Source organism: Pseudomonas sp. 13159349, assembly GCF_013305685.1.
Classification (GTDB): domain Bacteria; phylum Pseudomonadota; class Gammaproteobacteria; order Pseudomonadales; family Pseudomonadaceae; genus Aquipseudomonas; species Aquipseudomonas asiatica.
The window spans coordinates 3,105,195-3,124,899 of record NZ_CP045553.1; the positions used below are offsets into that span (position 1 = coordinate 3,105,195).

Below are 19,705 nucleotides of genomic sequence, written 5' to 3' on the forward strand. Positions count from 1 at the left end.
CTGGCTTGCCGGCGATGAGGTCAGTGCAGGCAACATAAGACAGCTGCTCCCACCGGGTTTGCACATGCCTCTATGGATGATTCAGAACAACTGCCAGGTGTACACCAGCGTCAAGCGGTTCTCGTCGATGTCGCTGCGGTAGTTGGACCGGGCCATGGCATTGCGCACCCGGATCCCCAGCCCCTTCAGCACACCGCCCTGCACCGCATAACCGATGTCCAGGTCGCGCTCGCGGTCGCGCCCTTCGTAACCCAGCCCGGTATCGACATTGTTACCGGTTATGTAGCGCACGGTCGCGGTCAGCCCCGGCACGCCCATGGCCGCGAAGTTGTAGTCGTAGCGCACCTGGTACGAGCGTTCGTCGGTGTAGGCGAACTCATAGGTCGGTACTTCGTTACCCAGCGGCGAGATGTTGGCGAACACCCGTGGGAACGGGCTGTCGCCATAAATGCCCTGGTAGCCGGCATGGAAGCTGTGCCCGCCATGCCGGGCAGTGAACATCGAGAAGAACGCCTGGTTGTCGATGTTGCCGAGCAACGCATCGCCGTCCTCGCGCGCGGTGAAATACCCCAGGTTGGCACTGAGCACCCAGTTGCCCAGGGGCTTGCTGTGCTTGAGGCCGACAAAGCCCTGTTCGTAAATGTCCTCAAGCTGCCCATACCACAGGCTGACGCTGCTCTGGTTGGCATTGAACGCATAGTCACCGCCCAGGTAGTTGAAGGCGTCGCTTTCTACCTGGCGGATCGGCACATGGCCGAGCATGGCATTCATCTTGCCGTCGCCGCCTTCGTTGCGCAGGTGGGTGCTTTTCAGGTGCCCGGCCTGCACGGTCAGGCCGTCGATTTCCGCCGAGCTCAGGCTGGCGCCCTGGTAGGTCGGTGGCAACAGGCGGATGTCGCTGAAGGTCAGCACCGGCAGGTTGGGTTGCAGTTCGCCGACGCGCAATTCGGTTTTGGACAGCCGGGCCTTGAAGGTGGGCGCCAGGCGGCTGTATTCGTCGGCGGCGCGGCCGTCGCCGTGCACCGGCAGCAACCCGGTATTGGTGCGGTCTGGGCTGCTGTCGAGCTTGATGCCCAGCAGGCCCAGGGCATCAATGCCAAAGCCGACCGTGCCCGGGGTGTAGCCCGACTTGAAGTCGAGGATGAAGCCCTGGGCCCACTCCTCGGCCTTGGATTGCCGGTTTGCCCCGACGATGTCGGAGAAGTCGCGGCTGAAGTAGTAGTTACGGGCACTCAGGGTGGCCTTCGAATCTTCGAAGAAGCCGCCTTCGGCGGCCAGCAACGGTTGGCTGAGCAAAGTCAGGCCCAGGGCGACGCAAGGGGTGTGGTTCATTCCGAAGCTCTCTTGATCTTGTTTTTATGGGTAAAGCGTTGGAAGCACGGCGGTTCATGGGGTACGGCGCAGCACCTCCCGGGCACGTGGCTGGCGCAGCCTGAGCAACCCATGGCTCAGCAGGCCGAACAGCAAGCCCCAGAACGCTGCCGACAGGCCCAGGAAGGCCACCCCCGAAGCGGTGACCAGGAAGGTGAACAGCCCGGCATCGCGCTCGGTTGGTTCCGCCAGGCTGCGGGCCAGGGCTTCGCTGATGGCGCCATACAGGGCCAGCCCGGCCAGGGCGGCGATCAGGGCGGCGGGGAATGCTGCAAACAGCGACATCAGCGTGGCCCCGGCGATCCCCAGCAGCAGGTACAGCGCACTGCCAGCCACCGCCGCGACATAGCGCCGCCGTGGGTTTTCATGGGCTTCATGGCCAGTGCACAGGCTGGCAGTGACCGCCGCCAGGTTCAGCCCGTGGCAACCGAACGGCGCCAGCGCGGCACCGGCCAGCGCGCTGGCACTAATGATCGGGCTGGCCGGCGTGGGGTAGCCGGCGTTGCGCAGTACTGCCATGCCCGGCATGAACTGCCCGGTAAGGGCCACCAGCACCAGCGGCAGTGCCAGGCTGAATACCGCTGCCAGGCTGAACTGCGGGGTGACCCACTGCGGCGACGCCAGCTCCAGCACCAATGCCTCGCTGCGAAACGCACCGCTGGCCACGGTCACCAGCGTGCCCACGCACAGCACCGCCGCCACGGCGTAGCGCGGCTGCACCCGGCGCATCAGCACGTAGGTGACGAACATCACCAGTACCAGCAGCGGTTGCACCGGCAAGGCGCGGAACACCTCGATGCCGAAGCTGAACAGGATGCCGGCCTGCATGCCGGCGGCGATGGAGCCCGGCAGGCGCGCGATGATGCGGTCGAAGGCCCCGCTGATGCCGATCAGCAGCAGGAACAGGTTGGCTACCAGGTAGGCGCCAACGGCCTGTTCCAGGCCCAGTTGCGGCAAGGCGGTGACCAGCAGCGCCGAGCCAGGGATCGACCAGGCGATCACCACCGGCACCCGGTAGCGCAGGCTGAGCAGCGCGCCGAGTACGGCACTGCCCATGGACACTGCCCAGACCCAGGAGGACAGTTGCCGATGGGACAGGCCGGCAGCTTCTGCGGCGTGGAAGATGATCACCAAGGGGCCTGCGTAGGAGATCATCGTGGCGATGCAGCCGGCGACGATGGCGGACAGTGAACTGTCCTTGATCAGGGTTTTCATGGCACCTCTCGCATCGGTGATGTATGGCAAGGGCTGCGCCCTTGATCGCCGGCAAGCCAGCTCCCACAGGGATCCCACTGGTTTCAGCCCTGTGGTGATCCTGTGGGAGCTGGCTTGCCGGCGATAAGGCCTCAGGCCTCTTGCAAAGCCCGCGGCCGCCCACTGCGCTGCTCATTGGCACCGCCCCGGGCCTGCTGCAACTGGAAGTCGAATTTCAACTCGGCATGTCGCCCCGCCTCGCCCTCGACGAACACCACCTCGCCCACCAGCCCATCCCGCGTGGCATAGGCAAAGTCATCCCACAGGTACTTGTCTCCGGCCAGGTTGATCTGCGTGGTCAGGTGTCGGTACCCCGGTGCCGAGATAAAGAAGTGCACATGCGCCGGACGCTGGCCGTGACGGCCGAGCAGGTCCAGGCACTCCTGGGTCGGCCCCTGTGGATCGCAGCCATACCCGGACGGCACGATGGAGCGCGCGCGGTAGCGGCCTTCGCCATCGGTGATGATGCGTCGGCGCAGGTTGTACTCGGACTGGCTCTGGTCGAAGAACGAATAGGTGCCACGGGTATTGGCATGCCACAGGTCGACCGTGGCCCCAGGCAACGGCCGCCCTTGTGGGTCGAGCACCTGGCCCTCGAGGTACATCGGCGTGGCCACGCCCTCCTCGCTACCGTCATCCATGCGTACTTCACCTTCGGCGATCGGCGCGCCGGCCACGTACAGCGGGCCTTCGATGGTGCGTGGAGTGCCGCCGACAAGGCCTGCTTGCTGGTCCTTGGCATCCTGCAGCAGGTCGAGGAAGTGCTCGATGCCCAACCCAGCCACCAGCAACCCGGCCTCCCCGCGGCCACCAAGGCGGTTGAGGTAGTCGACGGCATGCCAGAACTCGTCTTCGCTGATGTCCAGGTCTTCGATCAGCCGCGCGGTGTCCTGCAGCACGCGTTGCACGATGCGCTTAAGGCGCGGGCTGCCGGCATCGTTGCCGAAGCCTGCGGCCTCTTCGAAGAACTGCTGTACCTCGGCAGTGTGGGAAATTTTCACGGTCATGGTGGTTTACCTCATGTTGTTTTTCTGGAGTTACGCCTGTGCCGCAACCGCCTGGGCGTGCCGACGGCCGCTGGCCAGGTGCACGGCCATGGCCAGCGCGGCAATTGCGCCAGGGATGGCGAAAGCAATGAAATTGAGCTGCAGGGGCAGGTTGATGCCCATCAGCGCACCACCCAGCAGCGGGCCGACGATGGCACCGTTGCGGCCGATGCCCGAGGCCCAGCCCAGCCCGGTGGAGCGCACCGATAGCCCGTAGAGTTGAGCGGCGCCGGCATACAGCAGGATCTGCGTGCCGATGGTGGTGGCGCCGGCAATGAAGATCAGCAGGTACAGCACCGGCATCGGGCTGTTGACGCCCAGCAGGCTGATCGACAGCGCGGCGGCGATGAAGAACGCCACTTTGACTTTGACCAGGCTGTAACGGTCGCCCAGCCAGCCACCGAGAATCGCCCCGGCCATGCCACCGAAGTTCAGCGCCAGCAGGAACGACAGGCTCGAGCCCAGGCTGTAGCCGGCGTTGGCCATCAGCTTCGGCAGCCAGGAGCTGAGCGCGTAGACCATCAGCAGGCAGCAGAAGAACGCCAGCCACAGCGCCAGGGTGCGAATGGCCAGGCCGTTGCGAAACAGTTCCAGCACCGACGCCCCGCTGCCTTTGCGGTCGGCCGCCTGCAGCGCATCGTCCGCCTTCACGTCGCAATCCGGGTCCAGCCGCTTGAGCAGCTTGCGGGCCTCGTCGGTACGGCCCTGGCGTACCAGGAAACCGATCGATTCAGGGAGGTAGTACAGGATTACCGGCAACAACAGCAGTGGCACCGCTGCGGCGAAGAACATCGATTCCCAGCCGAAACGCGGCAGCATGAAGATGCCGACACCCGCCGAGAGCATGCCGCCCAGCGAGTAGCCACTGAACATGATCGCTACCAACGTACTGCGCAGTCGCTTGGGCGCGTACTCGTTCATCAGTGCCACGGCGTTGGGCATCAGGCCGCCACAGCCCAGGCCGGCAATGAAGCGGTAGATGCCGAACTCGCTCGGGCTGCTGGCAAACCCGTTGAGGATGGTCGCCCCGGAGAACAAGGCAAAACAGATGGCGATGCCCTTCTTGCGCCCGATGCGATCGGCCAGGCTGCCGAACGCCAGGGCGCCGAACATCATGCCGAACAGCGCATAGCTGCCCAGTGCACCGGCCTGCAACGGGGTCAGGCCCCACTCTTTCATGATGACCGGCAGTACCACGCCGTAGATGAACAAGTCATAGCCGTCGAAGATCAGCAGCAGGCCGCACCAGGCCATGACCATCCAGTGGAAGGGGGTAAAGCGCGCATTATCGATGATCGGGTGTACGTCAAGGGTTCGCATGGCATCTGTCGCTCTTGTTTTTGTTGTGAAAGAAAGCTTTTTGCCTAGGGGTGTCGCTCAGCCGAGGTCGCCGCCCCCTACCGGCAAGGTCACGCCGGTGATGTACGAGGCTTCGTCGGAAGCGAGGAACAGGATCGCGCCGACCTGCTCGTCGATGCTGCCGTAGCGGTGCATCAGGCTGCTGTCGAGGGTCTGGTCGACGATCTGCTGGTACCAGTGCTTTTCCTGTTCGGTCTGCTCGGCACTGTTGCGCGGTACGCGCCGGGGTGGCGCTTCGGTGCCGCCGGGAGCAGTGGCGTTGACCCGGATGCCACGGCCGGCGGTTTCAAAGGCCAGGCACGCAGTCAGCGCGTTGACGCCACCCTTGGCTGCGCCGTAGGGCACGCGGTTGACGCCACGGGTGGCGATGGACGAGACGTTGACGATGGCGCCGCTGCCACGCTCGAGCATGTATGGCAGTGCGGCATGGCAGCACCACAGGGTGGGGAACAGCGAACGGCGTACTTCGGCTTCGATCTGGTCCACTTCGTAGTGTTCGAAGGGCTTGGCCCAGATGGTGCCGCCAACGTTGTTGACCAGGATGTCGAGGCGGCCGAACGCTTCAACCGCGTTGGCCATTACCCTGGCGCAGTCACCATATTGTTCCAGGTCGGCGGTGAGGGTGAGCATGCCCTCGCTGGCCAGTTCGTGAACCAGTTCGGAGCGGTCTACCGCTATCACTTGCGCGCCTTCGGCCTTAAGCCGCCAGCACACGCCACGGCCGATGCCCTGGGCGGCACCGGTGACCAGGGCGACCTTGCCTTGGAATCGGTTGTTCATATCCATCTCTCCGGTTCGCCACGGTTCCTGTGGGAGCGGGCATGCCCGCGAATGCGTCCGACCAGACAAAGTTGTTGAACCTGCTGGCCTCTTCGCGGGCACGCCCGCTCCCACAGGGTCGGCGTATTACTTGGAATAAAAGGAATCAGGCCGCCGCCGCGAACTTCTCGTAGTAGAAGTTCACCGGGGTAATGCCCTGCTCGCGCACGTACTGGCTGACCGCCTCGACCATCGGTGGCGGGCCGCACAGGTACACATCCACATCACCATCGTTGAGGTGGCGCGGTTCGATGTGCTGGGTCACGTAGCCCTTCTGCGGGTACTGGCTGTCCGGGTTGGCCACGCAGGCACTGAAGGTGAAGTTGGGGATGCGCGCCGCCAGCGCCTGCAGGCGGTCGAGTTCGACCAGGTCGAAGTCGTTGGTCACGCCGTAGATCAGGTGCAGCGGGTGCTCGCTACCCTGCTCGGCGATCTTCTCCAGCATCGCCGTGAACGGCGCCAGGCCCGTACCACCGGCCAGCAGCAACAGCGGGCGCTGGATCGGCCGCAGGTAGAAGCTGCCCAGCGGCCCGGCCAGGGTCATGCTGTCGCCGGCCTTGGCCAGGTTGGTCAGGAAACTGCTCATCAACCCACCCGGCACGTTGCGGATCAGGAAGCTGACCTCGCCGTCCTTCTGCAGCGAGCTGAACGAATAGGCTCGGCTCTGCTCGCTGCCCGGCACCTTGAGGTTGACATATTGCCCCGGCAGGAAGGCCAGGCGGCTGAGGGATTCACCCTTGATCGACAGGGCAATGGTGCTGGCCGACAATTGGCGGACATCACTGATGGCGGCCTCGAAACTGGCCTGTTCGGTCTTGCACAGCTGCGACGAGGCCGGGATGCGGATGACGCAGTCGCTCTCGGCGCGCATCTGGCAGGTCAGTACGTAACCTTCGGAGATTTCATCTTCGCTCAGGGCATCTTCGATGAGGTTGTCGCCCAGGTCGTAGCGGCCGGACTCGGCCTTGCACTTGCAGGTACCGCAGGCGCCGTCGCGGCAGTCCAGCGGGATGTTGATGCCCTGGCGGTAGGCGGCGTCGGCCACGGTTTCATGGCCGGCGGCCTCGATGAAGCGGGTAACCCCGTCTTCGAAATTCAGTGCGATCTGGTAGCTCATGTTGCACCTCGCGGGCGAGCCTGGCCACGGCACGTCGCAGGACGCTCCGGGCAGCGCTCGCAAAAACCCTGGATCAGATGTGGTAGATGTCGATGACCTGGCGAACGTAGTCGTTCTTCAGCACCACCTTCTTGGCCTTGATCAGCGGCTGCTCGCCGCGCAGGTCGAGGTTGTAGAAGCTGGTGCCGAAGTAACTGTCGGTGGTCTTGTAGCGGAAGCTCAGGGTGTGCCAGTTGAAGCGCACCTGGCAGCTGCCCTCGCCCTGCTCGACGATCTCGATGTTGCTGATGTTGTGCGAGGTGCGGGTGTCGGGCACGGTTGCACTGGAGCGCTCGGTCTTGATGCGGAACACCCGGTCTTCCAGGCCGCCTCGGTTGCCGTACCAGATCAGCGAGATTTCGCTTTGTGGGTCTTCGGTAAGGGTGTCGTCATCGTCCCAGCTCGGCATCCAGAAGGTGCAATCACTGGCGTACATTTCCAGCCACTGATCCCACTGGGCGTCATCCAGGTAACGCGCTTCGCGGAAAAGGAAGTCGCGCACGGTTGCATACAGGCTCATTGCACGGCCTCCACGGGGATCAGTTGCTGTTCATCCTTCAAGGCCTGGATCATGGTTTCCTGCCAGTACTTGTGCTGCAGCACGAACAGGCCTTCGTCCTCGGTGCGTACGCCCGACAGCAGCGGCTTGAGCTCGATTTCCCGGGCCGCCTCGTCGGCGCCTTCCACCCAGTGTTCAGCGCCGCGGGACATGTCGTTCCAGCCGGTACCGCCGCCGTAGCCGGTCTGGCACGAGCGAAACTCTTCCAGGTCGTCGGGGGTGGCCATGCCGCTGACGTTGAAGAAGTCTTCGTACTGGCGAATGCGCTTGGCGCGGGCATCGGCGCTCTCGCCTTTCGGCGCGATGCAGTAGATGGTGATTTCGGTCTTGTTCACCGAAATCGGCCGGGCGATGCGGATCTGCGAGCTGAACTGGTCCATCAGGTACACGTTCGGGTACAGGCACAGGTTGCGCGAGTTCTCGATCATCCAGTCGGCACGGGCCTGGCCGAAGTCGGCGGCCAGTTGGTTGCGGCGCTCGTAGGCCGGGCGGTCCTCGGGGTTGGCCCAGCGGGTCCACAGCAGCAGGTGGCCGTGGTCGAAGGAGTAGAAGCCACCGCCCTGCTTGGCCCAGGCACCGGCGCTCATGGTCTTGATCTCGTCACCCGCCTCGCGCTGCTTGCGCTGGTTCTGGGTGGCGGCATAGTTCCAGTGCACGGAGCTGACGTGGTAGCCGTCGGCGCCGTTCTCGGCGGTTAGCTTCCAGTTGCCTTCGTAGATGTACGAACTGGCGCCACGCAGCACTTCCAGGCCTTCCGGCGACTGGTCGACGATCATGTCGATGATCTTGGCCGACTCGCCCAGGTGCTCGACCAACGGCTTGACGTCGGCCTTCAGGCTGCCGAACAGGAAGCCACGGTACGACTCGAAGCGTGCCACCTTGGTCAGGTCGTGGGAGCCGTCGCAGTTGAAGCTGTCGGGGTAGCCGGCGTTGCTTGGGTCTTTGACCTTGAGCAGCTTGCCGCTGTTGTTGAAGGTCCAGCCGTGGAACGGGCAGGTGTAGCTGGCGCGGTTGCCGCGCTTGTGCCGGCAGAGCATGGCGCCGCGGTGGCTGCAGGCATTGAGGAAGGCGTTGAGCTCACCGTCCTTGTTGCGCGCGATGAAGATCGGCTGGCGCCCCATGGTCAGGGTGAGGAAGTCGTTTTTCTCGGGGATCTGGCTTTCATGGGCCAGGTAGATCCAGTTGCCCTCGAAGATGTGTTTCATCTCCAGGTCGAACAGGCGTGGGTCGGTGAACATCTCGCGCTTGCAGCGGTAGATGCCCTTTTCACGGTCGTCCTCGAGCAAGGCATTGAGGTAGTCGAATCCCAGGGACATGGCCAGGGTCTCCCTTGTTATTGTTTAGACCTGGTCAGGTTAGGGAGACGGCTGGCGGGGGACTATCCGGATTGTGCAGAGTGTTATCCAGCTTTGCCGGGGTCTCGCACTTGTTGACTCAGCCGTTTGGGGTCATGGAGCCAGCTGTTTACTTGAGGTATCTCCTCAGCTGCTTTCATGCGACTATGGAGCGCGTCAAGAACCACGAATGCTTCAAGATTCTGTTCCCGCTCCGCTATAAGCCAATTGCGGCCACTGCTCCAGTTAACTGGCGTTCTATCAATCAGCCACCCTTTTTTCGCAATACGAGTTGACAACGTTAAGACGCTACCCTCCACCAGCAACTTCTGCCCATCAGACCATATAGCCGCGTTCATGATTGGTTCTATTTGATTCCCATAACCACGACCCAGTGCATCAACCGCCTTTACAACATGCTGGCCTACTACACGGGGGGCAGACTTGCCTCCGTTGAAATCTGGATTGATGCTATACCCGCTTTTGGTGCTTCCAGCCTTAGGCCGGATGCTTGGGAGTTTTACTTTTGGAACAACTATATGACCGCTGGGGTCAGTATTATTAACTGGATCACCACCACAATAGGCGTAACAGTTTGTTCCTCCAGCACCCATTGGGCTCAAGCTGTCCGGGCTGTTGAACCGCATCAAACCCGGGTTGAGCGCACGATATCCCTCCCCCAACAAGTAGTGCCCTGTTACAGACTCTTTTTTCTGCCCGCTGTAGCGAAGTACAGTTGCGCATTGCTCGTTTCCATCAAATCCATAAACTGTGTACTGCAGCGAACAAGGGGGAAACTGCAAGATAGATCCATGCTCGTCCATGGCGTAGAACGCCGCCTGCCCACCATTGCGCTGTGCCAGTGCCCGGCCAGCGCCCCGCAGCAAAGCCGAAGCCCCTGCGCCGGTATGTTTGACCAGCGCGAGGCCTTCGGGGGAATAGAAATAGAGATCCTTCTGTAACGTCGACATGGTTGCCACCTTTTACCCGAAATAAAGCAAATGGTGGGTCGAGCATTAAATGCGAACAACTAGCAAAAATATCAGGTGGCCGAGCTAGCTGGCCTCATCCTCGTCGCTTGAACGTCTGCGAAGGCAGCTCACCAAACTGCTGCCGATACACCTCGGAAAACCGCCCCAAATGCAGAAATCCGTAATCCAGAGCAAGCTCTGTCACGCTGCGAACCCCACAAGTCGAGTCGCTCAGGCACGCATGCACCCGCTCCAGCTTGCGCTGGCGTACGTAATGCTTGGGTGTGGTACCCAAATGCTGGTCAAACAGCGCATACAACGAACGTAAACTCATGCATGCCTGCTCCGCCAGAACTTCAGCCGACAGCTCCAGCTTCAGGTTGCGCTCAATGTACTCAAGAATGCGCTCAAGCCCCGCTTGCGGTGCGCTCAGGCATTCGCGACGGATATTGGTGCTCATCAAGGTCAGCAGCTTGCTGGCGACGATCTGGCTGTAGTGGCCCTGCACCCTGGGCAGCGAATCGCTCACCTCTGCTTCCTGGCAGACCATGCCCAGCAGGTTGACGAACCCGTCCAGCTCGTCCAGCCGGTAATGGTTGCGCAAGAACCGCACCCCGCCATCAGGGCGGTGCCAGCGCTGTTCGTCGCAGATCGAATCCAGTAGCCGGGTCGGCACCTTGAGGATGAACTTCTCGCAGTCTTCCGAGTAGGTCAGGTCAACCGGGTCGTCGGGGTTGATCAACAATAGTTCGCCCGGCACCAGGTGGTGCTCGCGCTTGTGCCCGCGCCACAGGCAGTTGCCATTGAGCAGCACCTGCAGGTGGTAGATGGTTTCCAGTGCCGGCGAGGTAACGCGCACGCTGCCGCCGTAGCTGATGCGGCAAAGGTCCAGCTCAGCGAACTTGCGGTGGCTGAGGCTGGCTTGCGGATGAGTGGTGCGAGACAAACCGATGCAATGCTGGCCTACGTGCTGGTTGACATAATCGGACACAGCATAAGGGTCGGCGTGATGAAACACGCTACTGCGCTCGCTCAGCAGGCGGCTTTCCATAGGCAAGGTTACCCGGATCGTTATTGTTCTGGTTGCCGCATCCTACGGCCCGGCGGGCTGTGGTTGCGGTCGTCACGGTCATTCTACCGAGCCGGTTGCGGGTCGCGGGGGCAGGCGACAACCGGTGGATGGGCACACTTAAGCAAAAAGGCGGGGGTTGGGCAATGCGACCTTGGGAATGGATGGGCGGATAGCGAACAGTAAGGACAGGTCAGTGTTCGTTTATCGAACGGCTCAGGCAACCCGGCAACGCTCACTTCACTGCACCGGCAGGAAGTTCATCAACAACAGGCTTTGCGCATAATTCAACCCAATCCTCCTATACCGCTCATCCAGCAACTCCGCCAGCAAATCCAGCCGTGCCACGATCTTGCCGAACTCCACGGCAAAACTCAGGTTGCTGCCCTCTTCCGAGATTTCGTTGGAGAACAACAGCAGCACACCATTGGCATCCTGCCGCTGGCTCAACATCCAGGTGGCCTTCTCGATATTGCGTGCCGCGTTGTTGACGAACAGCGGGTCGATGGTATCGGTCATGTAGAACTCTGTACGGCCGCCGTGCGCGGTAATCAGCATGCTGCCGATGGCGTAGATGAACGCACCGACCCGGTCACCGCGAAACTCGGGGCTCAGGGCGTAGCTCAAGGCTGCCAGGTCGCGACGGTTGCCTAGTTGTGGCAAGGGCTGGCGTTGCTCGATGGCGATACGGATCTGCCCCTCGGCAGTTGCAGCATCCACGTAGCCGGACAGCTTCCACTGATTGGGGTTGCGCAGGTACAGCTTGTTCATCAGCAGGTACAAGCTCTGCAGGTTATCGCGCATGGACAGCGTGGCCAGGCGATCGACGCTGGTCTGGAACAGCTCGCTGGGTTTGCCGTTGCCGAACTGGTCGAGCACGTCGCGGCCCTGCTGCTGGGTGCAGGCGCACAGGCATGTGAGGGCGCCTGCCATTAGCAGGCGGGGGAAGAATTTTGGCTTGCTTGCAACCATCGGCACCGGGTCGATATTCGGCGGCCGCACCGTGGATCAGTGTGGCCTGGCCATGCATAGAGCCCGGAAATTGGAAAAAGTGCGGTGATCGGGGGTTTTGCATACCTGTGCCGGCCGCTTCGCGGGTAAACCCGCGCCCACAGGATCACCACAAATCTTGAAAACTGCGCAGAACCTGTAGGAGCGGGTTTACCCGCGAAGAGGCCGGCGCAGGCATTACATGAATTACATGGCGTGACGCAACATCTCCACCACCTGCGCATGCAGCGCCGGGTCACCACAGGCCACCACGCACCCGCCATTCTGCGCACTGCTACCATCCCACGCCGTGATCACCCCGCCCGCCCCTTCGATGATCGGCATCAGCGCCTGCACGTCATATGGCTGCAGGCTCGCCTCGACGATCACGTCGACGAACCCGGAAGCCAGCATGCAATAGGCATAGCAATCGCCACCGTAACGCATCAGGCGCGCCTTGCCGGCAACGGCCTCGAACGCAGCCTTGCGCGCGGCGGTATCGAACATGTCCGGCGTGGTGCACATCAACGTGGCCGAGGCCAGGTCGGCACAGGCGCGGGTCTTCAACGGCGCACCGCTGCGCCAGGCGCCTTCCGGCGTTCCGACAAAGCGTTCGCCGGTGAACGGCTGGTTCATCACCCCGACCACCGGGTGCGTGCCGTCGTTCAGGGCAATCAGCGTGCCCCACAGCGGCAGGCCGGTGATGAAGGCGCGGGTGCCGTCGATCGGGTCGAGCACCCAGGTCAGCGGGCTGCTGCCGACTGCCACGCCGGCTTCTTCACCGAGGATGCCGTGGTCGGGATAGCGGGCCTGGATCAGCTCGCGCATGGCGTCCTCGGCTGCCTTGTCGGCCACGGTCACCGGGTCGTACAGGCGCCCACCCTTGTCCTCGACGTCCAGGCTGGCGCGAAAGTATGGCTTGATCGCCACGGCAGCGGCATCGGCCAGCTGCTCGGCAAAGGCGCGGAATTCGCCGATCTGTTCAGCACTCAGGGACATGGGGCGGGCCTCGTGAAAATGATGGGGCCCGCATCATACCCGACACGCCGTTCCGCGCCAGCCTCCGCCAGGCTGCTCATGCGCCCTGCGCGGTCTAGACTGAACAAGACCAGATCACCGGGGGGCTGCCACACGTGGAGGTGTGAGATGAGCCAGTTCAAGCGTCTGTTCGTCATGCTCGGCCCGCAGATGCGCCACACGCCAGCGCTGCAACGCGCTGCGGCGCTGGCGGAATCCAGCGGTGCCTTGCTGGATATCAACGTGTTCGTCGACGATGTCGATACCTTCGGTTTGATGAGCGATAGCCGCGAGCGGGAACGGCTGCTCAGTGACAACCGCCAATGGCTGGCGGACGAAGCCGAGCAACTGGCCAACGCCGGCCTGGATGTATCTACCGAACTGCTGCTGACCCGCGACCCGTTGAGCAGTGTGCTGGAACGGGTCGAGCGCCTGGGCTGCGACCTGCTGATCAAGGATGTGCAGCACGAACCGGTGCTCAAGCGCCTGCTGGTAACGCCACTGGACTGGCAGTTGCTGAAGGACAGCCCGGTCGCCGTGCACCTGGTCAGCGATATCCGCCTGCCCCTGCCCCGGCAGATTGCCGCCGCGGTGGACCTGAACAGCCATGGCGCAGGCGAGCATCTGGATGAGCAGGTGATCCGCTGCGCCCATGCCCTGGCCCTGCAGTGCAATGCCGAGTTGCACCTGCTGCATGTGTGCGACGCGGCCAAGACGCACATTGCCGACTTCGGCGCTGGCACGGTGACCATGCCCGGCTTCGATGTCAGCGTGCGCACCGCGCAGCGGGCGGCGTTCAACCGGCTGGGCGACCACCACCAGATCCCGCTGGAACGCAGGCACTTTCTGGAAGGGGCCGCGATCAAGGCGATTGCCCAGTTCGTCGGGCACAGCCGGGCGGATGTGATCGTGATGGGCAGCCACCGGCATGATGCCATGCAGACGTTCCTGGGCGGGACCACGGCGCATGTGCTGGAGCATCCGCTGTGCAATGTGCTGGCGATCAAGGGGGTTCGGTGAGTACTGGTATACCTGCACCGGCTTCTTCGCGGGTGAACCCGCTCTCATTGAACAACACATGACTCATTGGTTCGGCGAGGTTCTGTAGGAGCAGCCTTGTGCTGCGAAGAGGCCGGGGCTGACAAAGCCTGTCTATTGGCTGTACCGGCCTCTTCGCAGCACAAGGCTGCTCCTACAAAGGACGCGTCAGACGAGCGATATTGGTTCTCTGCGCGAAAGCGCAGCCCAAAGGGCTGGGCAATCTCCCACAGGAATTCCACTGACCTCAGGCTTGGTGAACCCCCTGTGGGAGTGGGTTTACCCGCGAAGAAGCCAACACGGATTCTACCCTTGGCATCTGGTACACCAGTGCCACATAAAAATAATGCATTTGATAATGATTCGTAGTAGTTTCTCGGCGCTTGCCCACCCTACCCTCAGCGCCCCACTCCAGGATCGTACCGTCGATGCGTCGCACGTTCGTTTCGCTTTGTGTGCTTCATGCTGTCTCTCCGCTGGCCTTTGCCGAGCCTGAACCGCTCAGCGAACCCACCCAGATCGAACTCCAGGCCCTGAACATCACCAGCAGCGCCGACAGCGAACGTGCCGATGGCCCGGTCGAGGGTTACAAGGCTACCCGCTCGGCCAGCGCCACTCGCACCGACACTGCCCTGCACGAAACCCCGCAATCGGTCAGCGTGGTGCCCAAGGATGTACTGGAAGACACCGGCGCCACGCGTCTGCAGGACGGCCTGGACTACGCCGGCGGCGTCGGCCGCGCCAACAACTTCGGCGGCCAGGGCCTGACCACCTTCACCGTGCGTGGCTTCACCACCGGCGAGTTCTACCGCAACGGTTTCCCGATCAACCGCGGCTACCCCAACGCCCCCGACGCCAACACCGTCGAACGCCTGGAAGTGATCCGTGGCCCGGCCAGCAGCCTGTACGGCCGTGGCGACCCAGGCGGCACCTTCAACGTGGTCAGCAAGCAGCCGCTGCCAGAGTCGAAAGTCACCCTGGGCAGCCAGTTCGATGACCAGGGCATGCACCGCGCTACCCTGGACGCCACCGGGCCGCTGAACCAGGACGGCTCGCTGGCCTACCGCCTGAACCTGCTGGGTGAAGGCGGCGAAAGCTTCCGTGACGATGTGGAAAGCGAGCGCTATGACGTGGCGCCGGTGCTCAGCTGGCAGGTCAACGATAGTACGAAGATCGTCTTCGAGGGCGACTTCATGCGCAACAACCATCCGCTGGACCGTGGCCTGACCCGCCTGCCCGGCCAGCTCGGCACAGCTTCGCGCGACACCAACATCTGGGAAAAAGGCAGCGACAACCTGCTGCACAACGACAACAACATGGCCCAGTTGCGTTTCGAGCACCTGCTCAACGACAACTGGACGCTGGGCGGTGGCATGCAGTGGCTCGACGGCTCGCTCAAGGGCAACGTCGTGGAGGCCAACGCATTGCAGGCTGACGGTCGCACGCTGGGGCGCAACTTCAACCACCGCAAACTGGAGTGGACCGACCGCGACTACCAGCTCAACCTCACCGGCCACTTCGACACCGGCGGCTACGCTCATACACTGCTGACGGGCATCGAGTACGAAGACTACGACTACAACTCGATCATCCAGCGCTCGGCCAGCGGTGCCGATAAGTACCCGATTGACATCTTCGACCCGGTACTGGGCCAGCCACGCCCTGCCCTGACCCGCACCACCACCCATGACAAGGAAAACCTGAAGACCTGGGCGGCATTCATCCAGGACCAGGTGGCCCTGACCGAGCGACTGAAGGCGCTGGCGGGTGTGCGCTTCGAGCGCTTCGAGCACGATTACGATGACAAGCTGCCGACCAACCGCGACTTCAGCAAGGGCGAAAACGGCGTCACCCCACGCTTCGGCCTGATCTACGACCTGACCGATACGGTTGCGGTCTATGCCAACACCGCGCGCTCGTTCAAGCCCAACACCGGCACGCCAAGCGGAGGCGGAGGCTTCGACCCGGAGAAAGGCAAGTCCTACGAACTGGGTGTGAAATGGGAGGCACTCGACCGCCAGCTGAGCATCGACGCGGCGATCTATCACATCGTCAAAGAGAACGTCCTGGCGCGCGACCCGAACGACTCAACCGGTACCTACAGTATTGCGGCCGGCGAAGTGCGCAGCCGTGGCCTGGACATCAACATCGCCGGCAACCTGACGCCAGAGTGGCGCGTGATCGGTGGCTATGCCTACGTGGACGCCGAAGTCACCCAGGATACGACCCTGCCCAAGGGCACGCGCCTGGCCAACATCCCGCGCAACAGTTTCAGCCTGCTGAACACCTACGAGTTCCAGGATGGCCTGGCCAAGGGGCTGGGGTTGGGGGTTGGGGTGAAGTACGTGGATGATCGCGCCGGCCAGACGGCAGCCACGACCTACACCATGGAGCGCTACAGCGTGGTGGACCTGCTGAGCTTCTACAAGGTCAACGAACACGTGCGGTTGAACCTGGATGTGAAGAACGTGTTCAACAAGGGCTATGACGAGGGCGCGTTCAACAACTACGTCTACCCGGGTGCGCCAAGGACAGTGCAAGCTGGGGTTTCGTATACCTTCTGACAGTTCCTGGGGCTGCTTTGCAGCCCATCGCCGGCAAGCCAGCTCCCACCTCGACCGCATCGTCCCAGCCATACGCAGTCCCTTTAGGGGCCAGCGCAGATCCAAAGAACTGCGCGGTCCCTGTGGGAGCTGGCTTGCCGGCGATGGGCCGCAAAGCGGCCCCCGGTCTCAGAACCCTTTGCTATAGAACAGCGAGTACGACTCGATGCCGTCGTTAGGCTGCTTGAGCCCCGCGTTGGAGTAGTGCATCGCGCGGATCCCCACCTTCTGCTCCCCCGGCAGTTTCAGACCGAAGCCGATGCGGTCTTCGAAGTTGACCGACGAGCCCAGGCGCTGGTCGCCCACGTCGGTCTTGGAAAACGCCGCCAGGCCAATGCCGGCCTCGATGTACGGGGTATAGGTGAAACCGCTGAACTCGTAGGTGAACACCGGGCTGAACGACAGCGAGTGCGCGCCACTGGCCTCACCGCCTTCCCAATAGGTGTAGGCCGCATCCCAGTACCCGGTCAGATGACCGGTGCTGCTTTCCAGCCATTTCTTGTCCCAGTCGAACGACAGGCCGATACGGTAGGTCATGTCACCTTGGCCAGTGGCGCCAACGGCACCGCTCACCTGCGCTGCCTGGGCCAGATTCGCCCCGGCAAAGGCCAGCACTGCAGCAGCCAGCGAAGCTGCTAGACGGGTTTTCATCAATGACTTCTCCTGATGGTCTATACGACAAGTGGGGGCTTGGGCCCCTCGATCTTATGTGGTGACCGGATGCATCCCGACCGGTCACACGAAGTAATAGTTTTCTGATTATCGACCAGATAAACAGAAAGTTGAAAGTGAATTGCCACCATTGGCTAATACCCTGCGCCAGCATCTGCCATGCCGAACAGCAGCAGTCAGTCGTATTCCGCCTCTTCGTGTTCGCCCAGCAGGCGCCTTTGCCTGGGTGTGGCTTCCTCCAGCACCTGCGGGTTGAAACGCCAGTTCAGGTATGGCGAAAACTTCTGCGCGACCATGCGCCGGCCATAGTGCACTTGCAGCATGTCGCGCTGGCTTGATTGGGTGCAGTTGGCCCCGCCGCTATGCCAGACATCGCTGCGAAACACCAGCGCGTCCCCGGCATTGCACAGCACCGGCTGGGCCTCACGGCCCTGCCAGTGTTGCTCGCCAGCCTGCGGTGGCCGTGCCGCGCGGTGGCTGCCGGGCACAATCCAGGTCGGCCCGATGTGATGGTCGATATCGCTGAGGTACAGCTGCGCAGTCAGGATTTGCGGGGGCTGGGTGAAGTCGCCACGCTCGCTGAGCCAGTCGGGCAACTGCATGGGCAGATGGTCCAGGTGCAGGGCCATGCCGGGGTAGCCCGGGTGGCTGCGCCAGGCGGTCTGGCCGATCACATGGCAGTCGGCGCCCAGTGCCGCTTCGGCCAGGGCAATCAGCGGCGGCAGGTCGAGAAAGGGTAACCACAACGGGTTTCGGTTGAATACGCACTTGTAGTGTTCCAGCAGCCCCTGGTAATCCCAGTGGATGGGCTGCAGGTCATCGATGGCGCAGCGCAGCAAGGCGATACGCAAGGGCTCGAGCACACCGGGGAGCAACACATAGCCCCGCTCGTCCAACATCTCCAGCTGAAGATCCAGGCTCATGGCGATGTGCTCCTTTCAGGCAGGAGCACATCCGTACTCCTGCCCGTTTTTCCATCAACGCCAGTTCAGGTTCACGGTGGTGGGGGTCTTGCCATTCACGGTCACCAATTGCTGCACCGTCTCACCCTGGGCGTTGCCAGTCACTTTGTATTTGCCGGGAGGCAACTGCACATACAGCAGCGGCCCGGCATCCGTAAGACTGAGCACGGGCTGGCCCTGTGCATTCTGGATGTCGACGGTGGCACCGCTCTGGAACTTGCCTTCCGGGCCGGTGGAGAGTTCTACGTGCAGGTCATAGCCCGGGGTCTTGCGCAGGGCATTGGCTTCATCCTGGCCGATGCCGCCTTGCAGGTAGCGGACGCCGTTCTGCTCCTGCTGTTGCAGTTGCACAGCCTGCATGTCGATAGGGGCATTGAGGTCGGCGGCGGCCGCCAGGGTCCATGGCAGCGCCAGGGCGATCAGCAGCGCCGCGCCGAGGGCATAGTGATGGTTACGCATGGTACGACCCTCCTTTCGAGGATGGCTTACCTATTATCTGATCCTTCGGGCGTAACGGCGTTCGTGCTGATGCATGGTCGTCTTGATGAAATTCGCATCAATGGTGTGGATATTGCGCTGGAACATCAGGTTGCGCGCCCTTCCTCGAGCAGTTTCACGAACATGCTCAAACTGCGCGATACCGTGCCCCGGCGCCACACCAGCCAGGTTTTCAGGTAACGGAAATCCTCCGACATCGGCCAGGCACTGACGGTGCTGCAACCGGGCATGTTGTCGAGCATGCTGCGCGGCATCATGGCCAGGCCGGCGCCGGCGCTAACGCAAGCCAGCATGCCGTGGTACGACTCCATTTCGTGGATCTTGCCCGGTACCGCCTGGTCCTGCACGAACCAGTTCTCGAAGTGATGCCGGTATGAGCAGTTGGCGCGGAAGGCGTAGATGCTTTCGCCGTTGACGTCCTGGGCGCGGGTTACCGGGGCGTGGTTGAGCGGCGCGATGACCATCATTTCTTCCTCGAACACCGGCATGCCCTCCAGCGTCGGGTGCAGCACCGGGCCGTCTACGAACGCCGCTACCAGGCGCCCCGACAGCACGCCTTCGAGCATGGTCCCGGAAGGCCCGGTGGACAGGTCCAGGTCGACCTTGGGGTAACGCTGGTTATAGGCCGCCAGCAAGGCCGGGATGCGCACCGCGGCCGTGCTTTCCAGCGACCCCAGGGCGAAGGTGCCCTGCGGGTCTTCACCGGCCACGGTCAACCGCGCCTCATGCACCAGGTCAAGGATGCGCCGGGTGTACTCGAGGAAGTTCCAGCCTGCGGGGGAAAGGCGCAGGCGGCTCTTTTCACGTATGAAAAGCTCCACGCCCAGGTCCTCCTCCAGTTGCTTGATACGCGTGGTCAGGTTCGACGGCACCCGGTGGATATGCTGCGCAGCGGCACTGATGCTGCCCTGCTCAGCCACGGCCTTGAAGATCTCGAGTTGCACCAGGTCCACAGCCATTCTCCAAACGTGAATGTTTCGCTCATTA

18 protein-coding genes are annotated in these 19,705 nt (G+C 62.6%); 2 read left to right on the forward strand and 16 right to left on the reverse strand.

Features of this window, described 5'->3' with window-relative positions; all coding sequences use genetic code 11:
* Positions 1-81: 81 nt before the first annotated feature.
* The 12 genes from GEV38_RS14620 to hisN all read right to left on the reverse strand — a co-directional run bounded on the left by GEV38_RS14620 (position 82) and on the right by hisN (position 12,927).
* Entirely contained in the window at positions 82-1,332 is a 1,251-nt protein-coding gene (locus GEV38_RS14620) for an OprD family porin (protein ID WP_054573264.1), read from the reverse strand.
* Between the two features lie 54 nt (positions 1,333-1,386).
* Positions 1,387-2,586 carry a benzoate/H(+) symporter BenE family transporter gene (locus GEV38_RS14625; protein WP_054573263.1) on the reverse strand — a complete coding sequence of 400 codons (1,200 nt, stop codon included), beginning with the start codon at positions 2,584-2,586 and terminating at the stop codon, positions 1,387-1,389.
* Between the two features lie 131 nt (positions 2,587-2,717).
* Entirely contained in the window at positions 2,718-3,632 is a 915-nt protein-coding gene (catA, locus tag GEV38_RS14630) for a catechol 1,2-dioxygenase (protein ID WP_054573262.1), read from the reverse strand.
* 30 nt (positions 3,633-3,662) lie between these two features.
* A complete protein-coding gene (locus tag GEV38_RS14635) occupies positions 3,663-4,991 on the reverse strand; it encodes an aromatic acid/H+ symport family MFS transporter (RefSeq protein ID WP_054573261.1) in 1,329 nt (442 codons plus the stop codon).
* A 57-nt stretch (positions 4,992-5,048) separates the two neighbouring features.
* Complete coding sequence (locus GEV38_RS14640) at positions 5,049-5,810, reverse strand: 1,6-dihydroxycyclohexa-2,4-diene-1-carboxylate dehydrogenase (RefSeq protein ID WP_013972676.1); 762 nt, start codon at positions 5,808-5,810, stop codon at positions 5,049-5,051.
* Between the two features lie 145 nt (positions 5,811-5,955).
* Positions 5,956-6,966, reverse strand: a complete 1,011-nt coding sequence (gene benC, locus GEV38_RS14645) for a benzoate 1,2-dioxygenase electron transfer component BenC (RefSeq protein ID WP_173895870.1) — start codon at positions 6,964-6,966, stop codon at positions 5,956-5,958.
* 73 nt (positions 6,967-7,039) lie between these two features.
* Complete coding sequence (gene benB / locus GEV38_RS14650) at positions 7,040-7,525, reverse strand: benzoate 1,2-dioxygenase small subunit (protein WP_015270383.1); 486 nt, start codon at positions 7,523-7,525, stop codon at positions 7,040-7,042.
* Complete coding sequence (gene benA, locus GEV38_RS14655) at positions 7,522-8,880, reverse strand: benzoate 1,2-dioxygenase large subunit (RefSeq protein WP_015270384.1); 1,359 nt, start codon at positions 8,878-8,880, stop codon at positions 7,522-7,524. The genes benB and benA overlap by 4 nt, the downstream gene beginning before the upstream one ends.
* A gap of 83 nt (positions 8,881-8,963) precedes the next feature.
* Positions 8,964-9,869 carry an RHS repeat-associated core domain-containing protein gene (locus tag GEV38_RS14660; protein ID WP_173895872.1) on the reverse strand — a complete coding sequence of 302 codons (906 nt, stop codon included), beginning with the start codon at positions 9,867-9,869 and terminating at the stop codon, positions 8,964-8,966.
* Between the two features lie 94 nt (positions 9,870-9,963).
* A complete protein-coding gene (gene benR, locus GEV38_RS14665; RefSeq protein WP_015270386.1) occupies positions 9,964-10,920 on the reverse strand; it encodes a benABC operon transcriptional activator BenR in 957 nt (318 codons plus the stop codon).
* 258 nt (positions 10,921-11,178) lie between these two features.
* Entirely contained in the window at positions 11,179-11,910 is a 732-nt protein-coding gene (locus GEV38_RS14670; RefSeq protein ID WP_043936158.1) for a hypothetical protein, read from the reverse strand.
* Between the two features lie 225 nt (positions 11,911-12,135).
* A complete protein-coding gene (gene hisN, locus GEV38_RS14675; RefSeq protein WP_015270388.1) occupies positions 12,136-12,927 on the reverse strand; it encodes a histidinol-phosphatase in 792 nt (263 codons plus the stop codon).
* Positions 12,928-13,074: 147 nt separating this feature from the next.
* On the opposite strand from hisN, the gene GEV38_RS14680 reads away from it, so the two are divergent.
* On the forward strand, positions 13,075-13,965 hold the full coding sequence (locus GEV38_RS14680) for a universal stress protein (protein ID WP_054573259.1): 891 nt from the start codon (positions 13,075-13,077) through the stop codon (positions 13,963-13,965).
* A gap of 446 nt (positions 13,966-14,411) precedes the next feature.
* On the forward strand, positions 14,412-16,547 hold the full coding sequence (locus GEV38_RS14685; RefSeq protein WP_054573258.1) for a TonB-dependent siderophore receptor: 2,136 nt from the start codon (positions 14,412-14,414) through the stop codon (positions 16,545-16,547).
* A 168-nt stretch (positions 16,548-16,715) separates the two neighbouring features.
* On the opposite strand, the gene GEV38_RS14690 is transcribed toward GEV38_RS14685, so the two are convergent.
* The 4 genes from GEV38_RS14690 to GEV38_RS14705 form a co-directional block, all read right to left on the reverse strand.
* A complete protein-coding gene (locus tag GEV38_RS14690) occupies positions 16,716-17,237 on the reverse strand; it encodes an acyloxyacyl hydrolase (protein WP_015270391.1) in 522 nt (173 codons plus the stop codon).
* Between the two features lie 197 nt (positions 17,238-17,434).
* Entirely contained in the window at positions 17,435-18,181 is a 747-nt protein-coding gene (locus tag GEV38_RS14695; protein WP_015270392.1) for a phytanoyl-CoA dioxygenase family protein, read from the reverse strand.
* A 54-nt stretch (positions 18,182-18,235) separates the two neighbouring features.
* Entirely contained in the window at positions 18,236-18,679 is a 444-nt protein-coding gene (locus GEV38_RS14700) for a hypothetical protein (protein ID WP_054573257.1), read from the reverse strand.
* Between the two features lie 125 nt (positions 18,680-18,804).
* Entirely contained in the window at positions 18,805-19,671 is an 867-nt protein-coding gene (locus tag GEV38_RS14705) for a LysR substrate-binding domain-containing protein (protein WP_013972688.1), read from the reverse strand.
* Positions 19,672-19,705 lie beyond the last annotated feature (34 nt).

Coding starts and splice junctions, on each gene's coding strand:
- GEV38_RS14685 (WP_054573258.1), top strand. CDS start 14,412: ATGCGTCGCACGTTCGTTTCGCTTTGTGTGCTTCATGCTGTCTCTCCG.
- benR (WP_015270386.1), bottom strand. CDS start 10,920: ATGGAAAGCCGCCTGCTGAGCGAGCGCAGTAGCGTGTTTCATCACGCC.
- hisN (WP_015270388.1), bottom strand. CDS start 12,927: ATGTCCCTGAGTGCTGAACAGATCGGCGAATTCCGCGCCTTTGCCGAG.
- GEV38_RS14670 (WP_043936158.1), bottom strand. CDS start 11,910: ATGGTTGCAAGCAAGCCAAAATTCTTCCCCCGCCTGCTAATGGCAGGC.
- GEV38_RS14695 (WP_015270392.1), bottom strand. CDS start 18,181: ATGAGCCTGGATCTTCAGCTGGAGATGTTGGACGAGCGGGGCTATGTG.
- GEV38_RS14690 (WP_015270391.1), bottom strand. CDS start 17,237: ATGAAAACCCGTCTAGCAGCTTCGCTGGCTGCTGCAGTGCTGGCCTTT.
- GEV38_RS14680 (WP_054573259.1), top strand. CDS start 13,075: ATGAGCCAGTTCAAGCGTCTGTTCGTCATGCTCGGCCCGCAGATGCGC.
- GEV38_RS14625 (WP_054573263.1), bottom strand. CDS start 2,586: ATGAAAACCCTGATCAAGGACAGTTCACTGTCCGCCATCGTCGCCGGC.
- GEV38_RS14640 (WP_013972676.1), bottom strand. CDS start 5,810: ATGAACAACCGATTCCAAGGCAAGGTCGCCCTGGTCACCGGTGCCGCC.
- benA (WP_015270384.1), bottom strand. CDS start 8,880: ATGTCCCTGGGATTCGACTACCTCAATGCCTTGCTCGAGGACGACCGT.
- benC (WP_173895870.1), bottom strand. CDS start 6,966: ATGAGCTACCAGATCGCACTGAATTTCGAAGACGGGGTTACCCGCTTC.
- GEV38_RS14620 (WP_054573264.1), bottom strand. CDS start 1,332: ATGAACCACACCCCTTGCGTCGCCCTGGGCCTGACTTTGCTCAGCCAA.
- benB (WP_015270383.1), bottom strand. CDS start 7,525: ATGAGCCTGTATGCAACCGTGCGCGACTTCCTTTTCCGCGAAGCGCGT.
- GEV38_RS14635 (WP_054573261.1), bottom strand. CDS start 4,991: ATGCGAACCCTTGACGTACACCCGATCATCGATAATGCGCGCTTTACC.
- GEV38_RS14660 (WP_173895872.1), bottom strand. CDS start 9,869: ATGTCGACGTTACAGAAGGATCTCTATTTCTATTCCCCCGAAGGCCTC.
- catA (WP_054573262.1), bottom strand. CDS start 3,632: ATGACCGTGAAAATTTCCCACACTGCCGAGGTACAGCAGTTCTTCGAA.
- GEV38_RS14700 (WP_054573257.1), bottom strand. CDS start 18,679: ATGCGTAACCATCACTATGCCCTCGGCGCGGCGCTGCTGATCGCCCTG.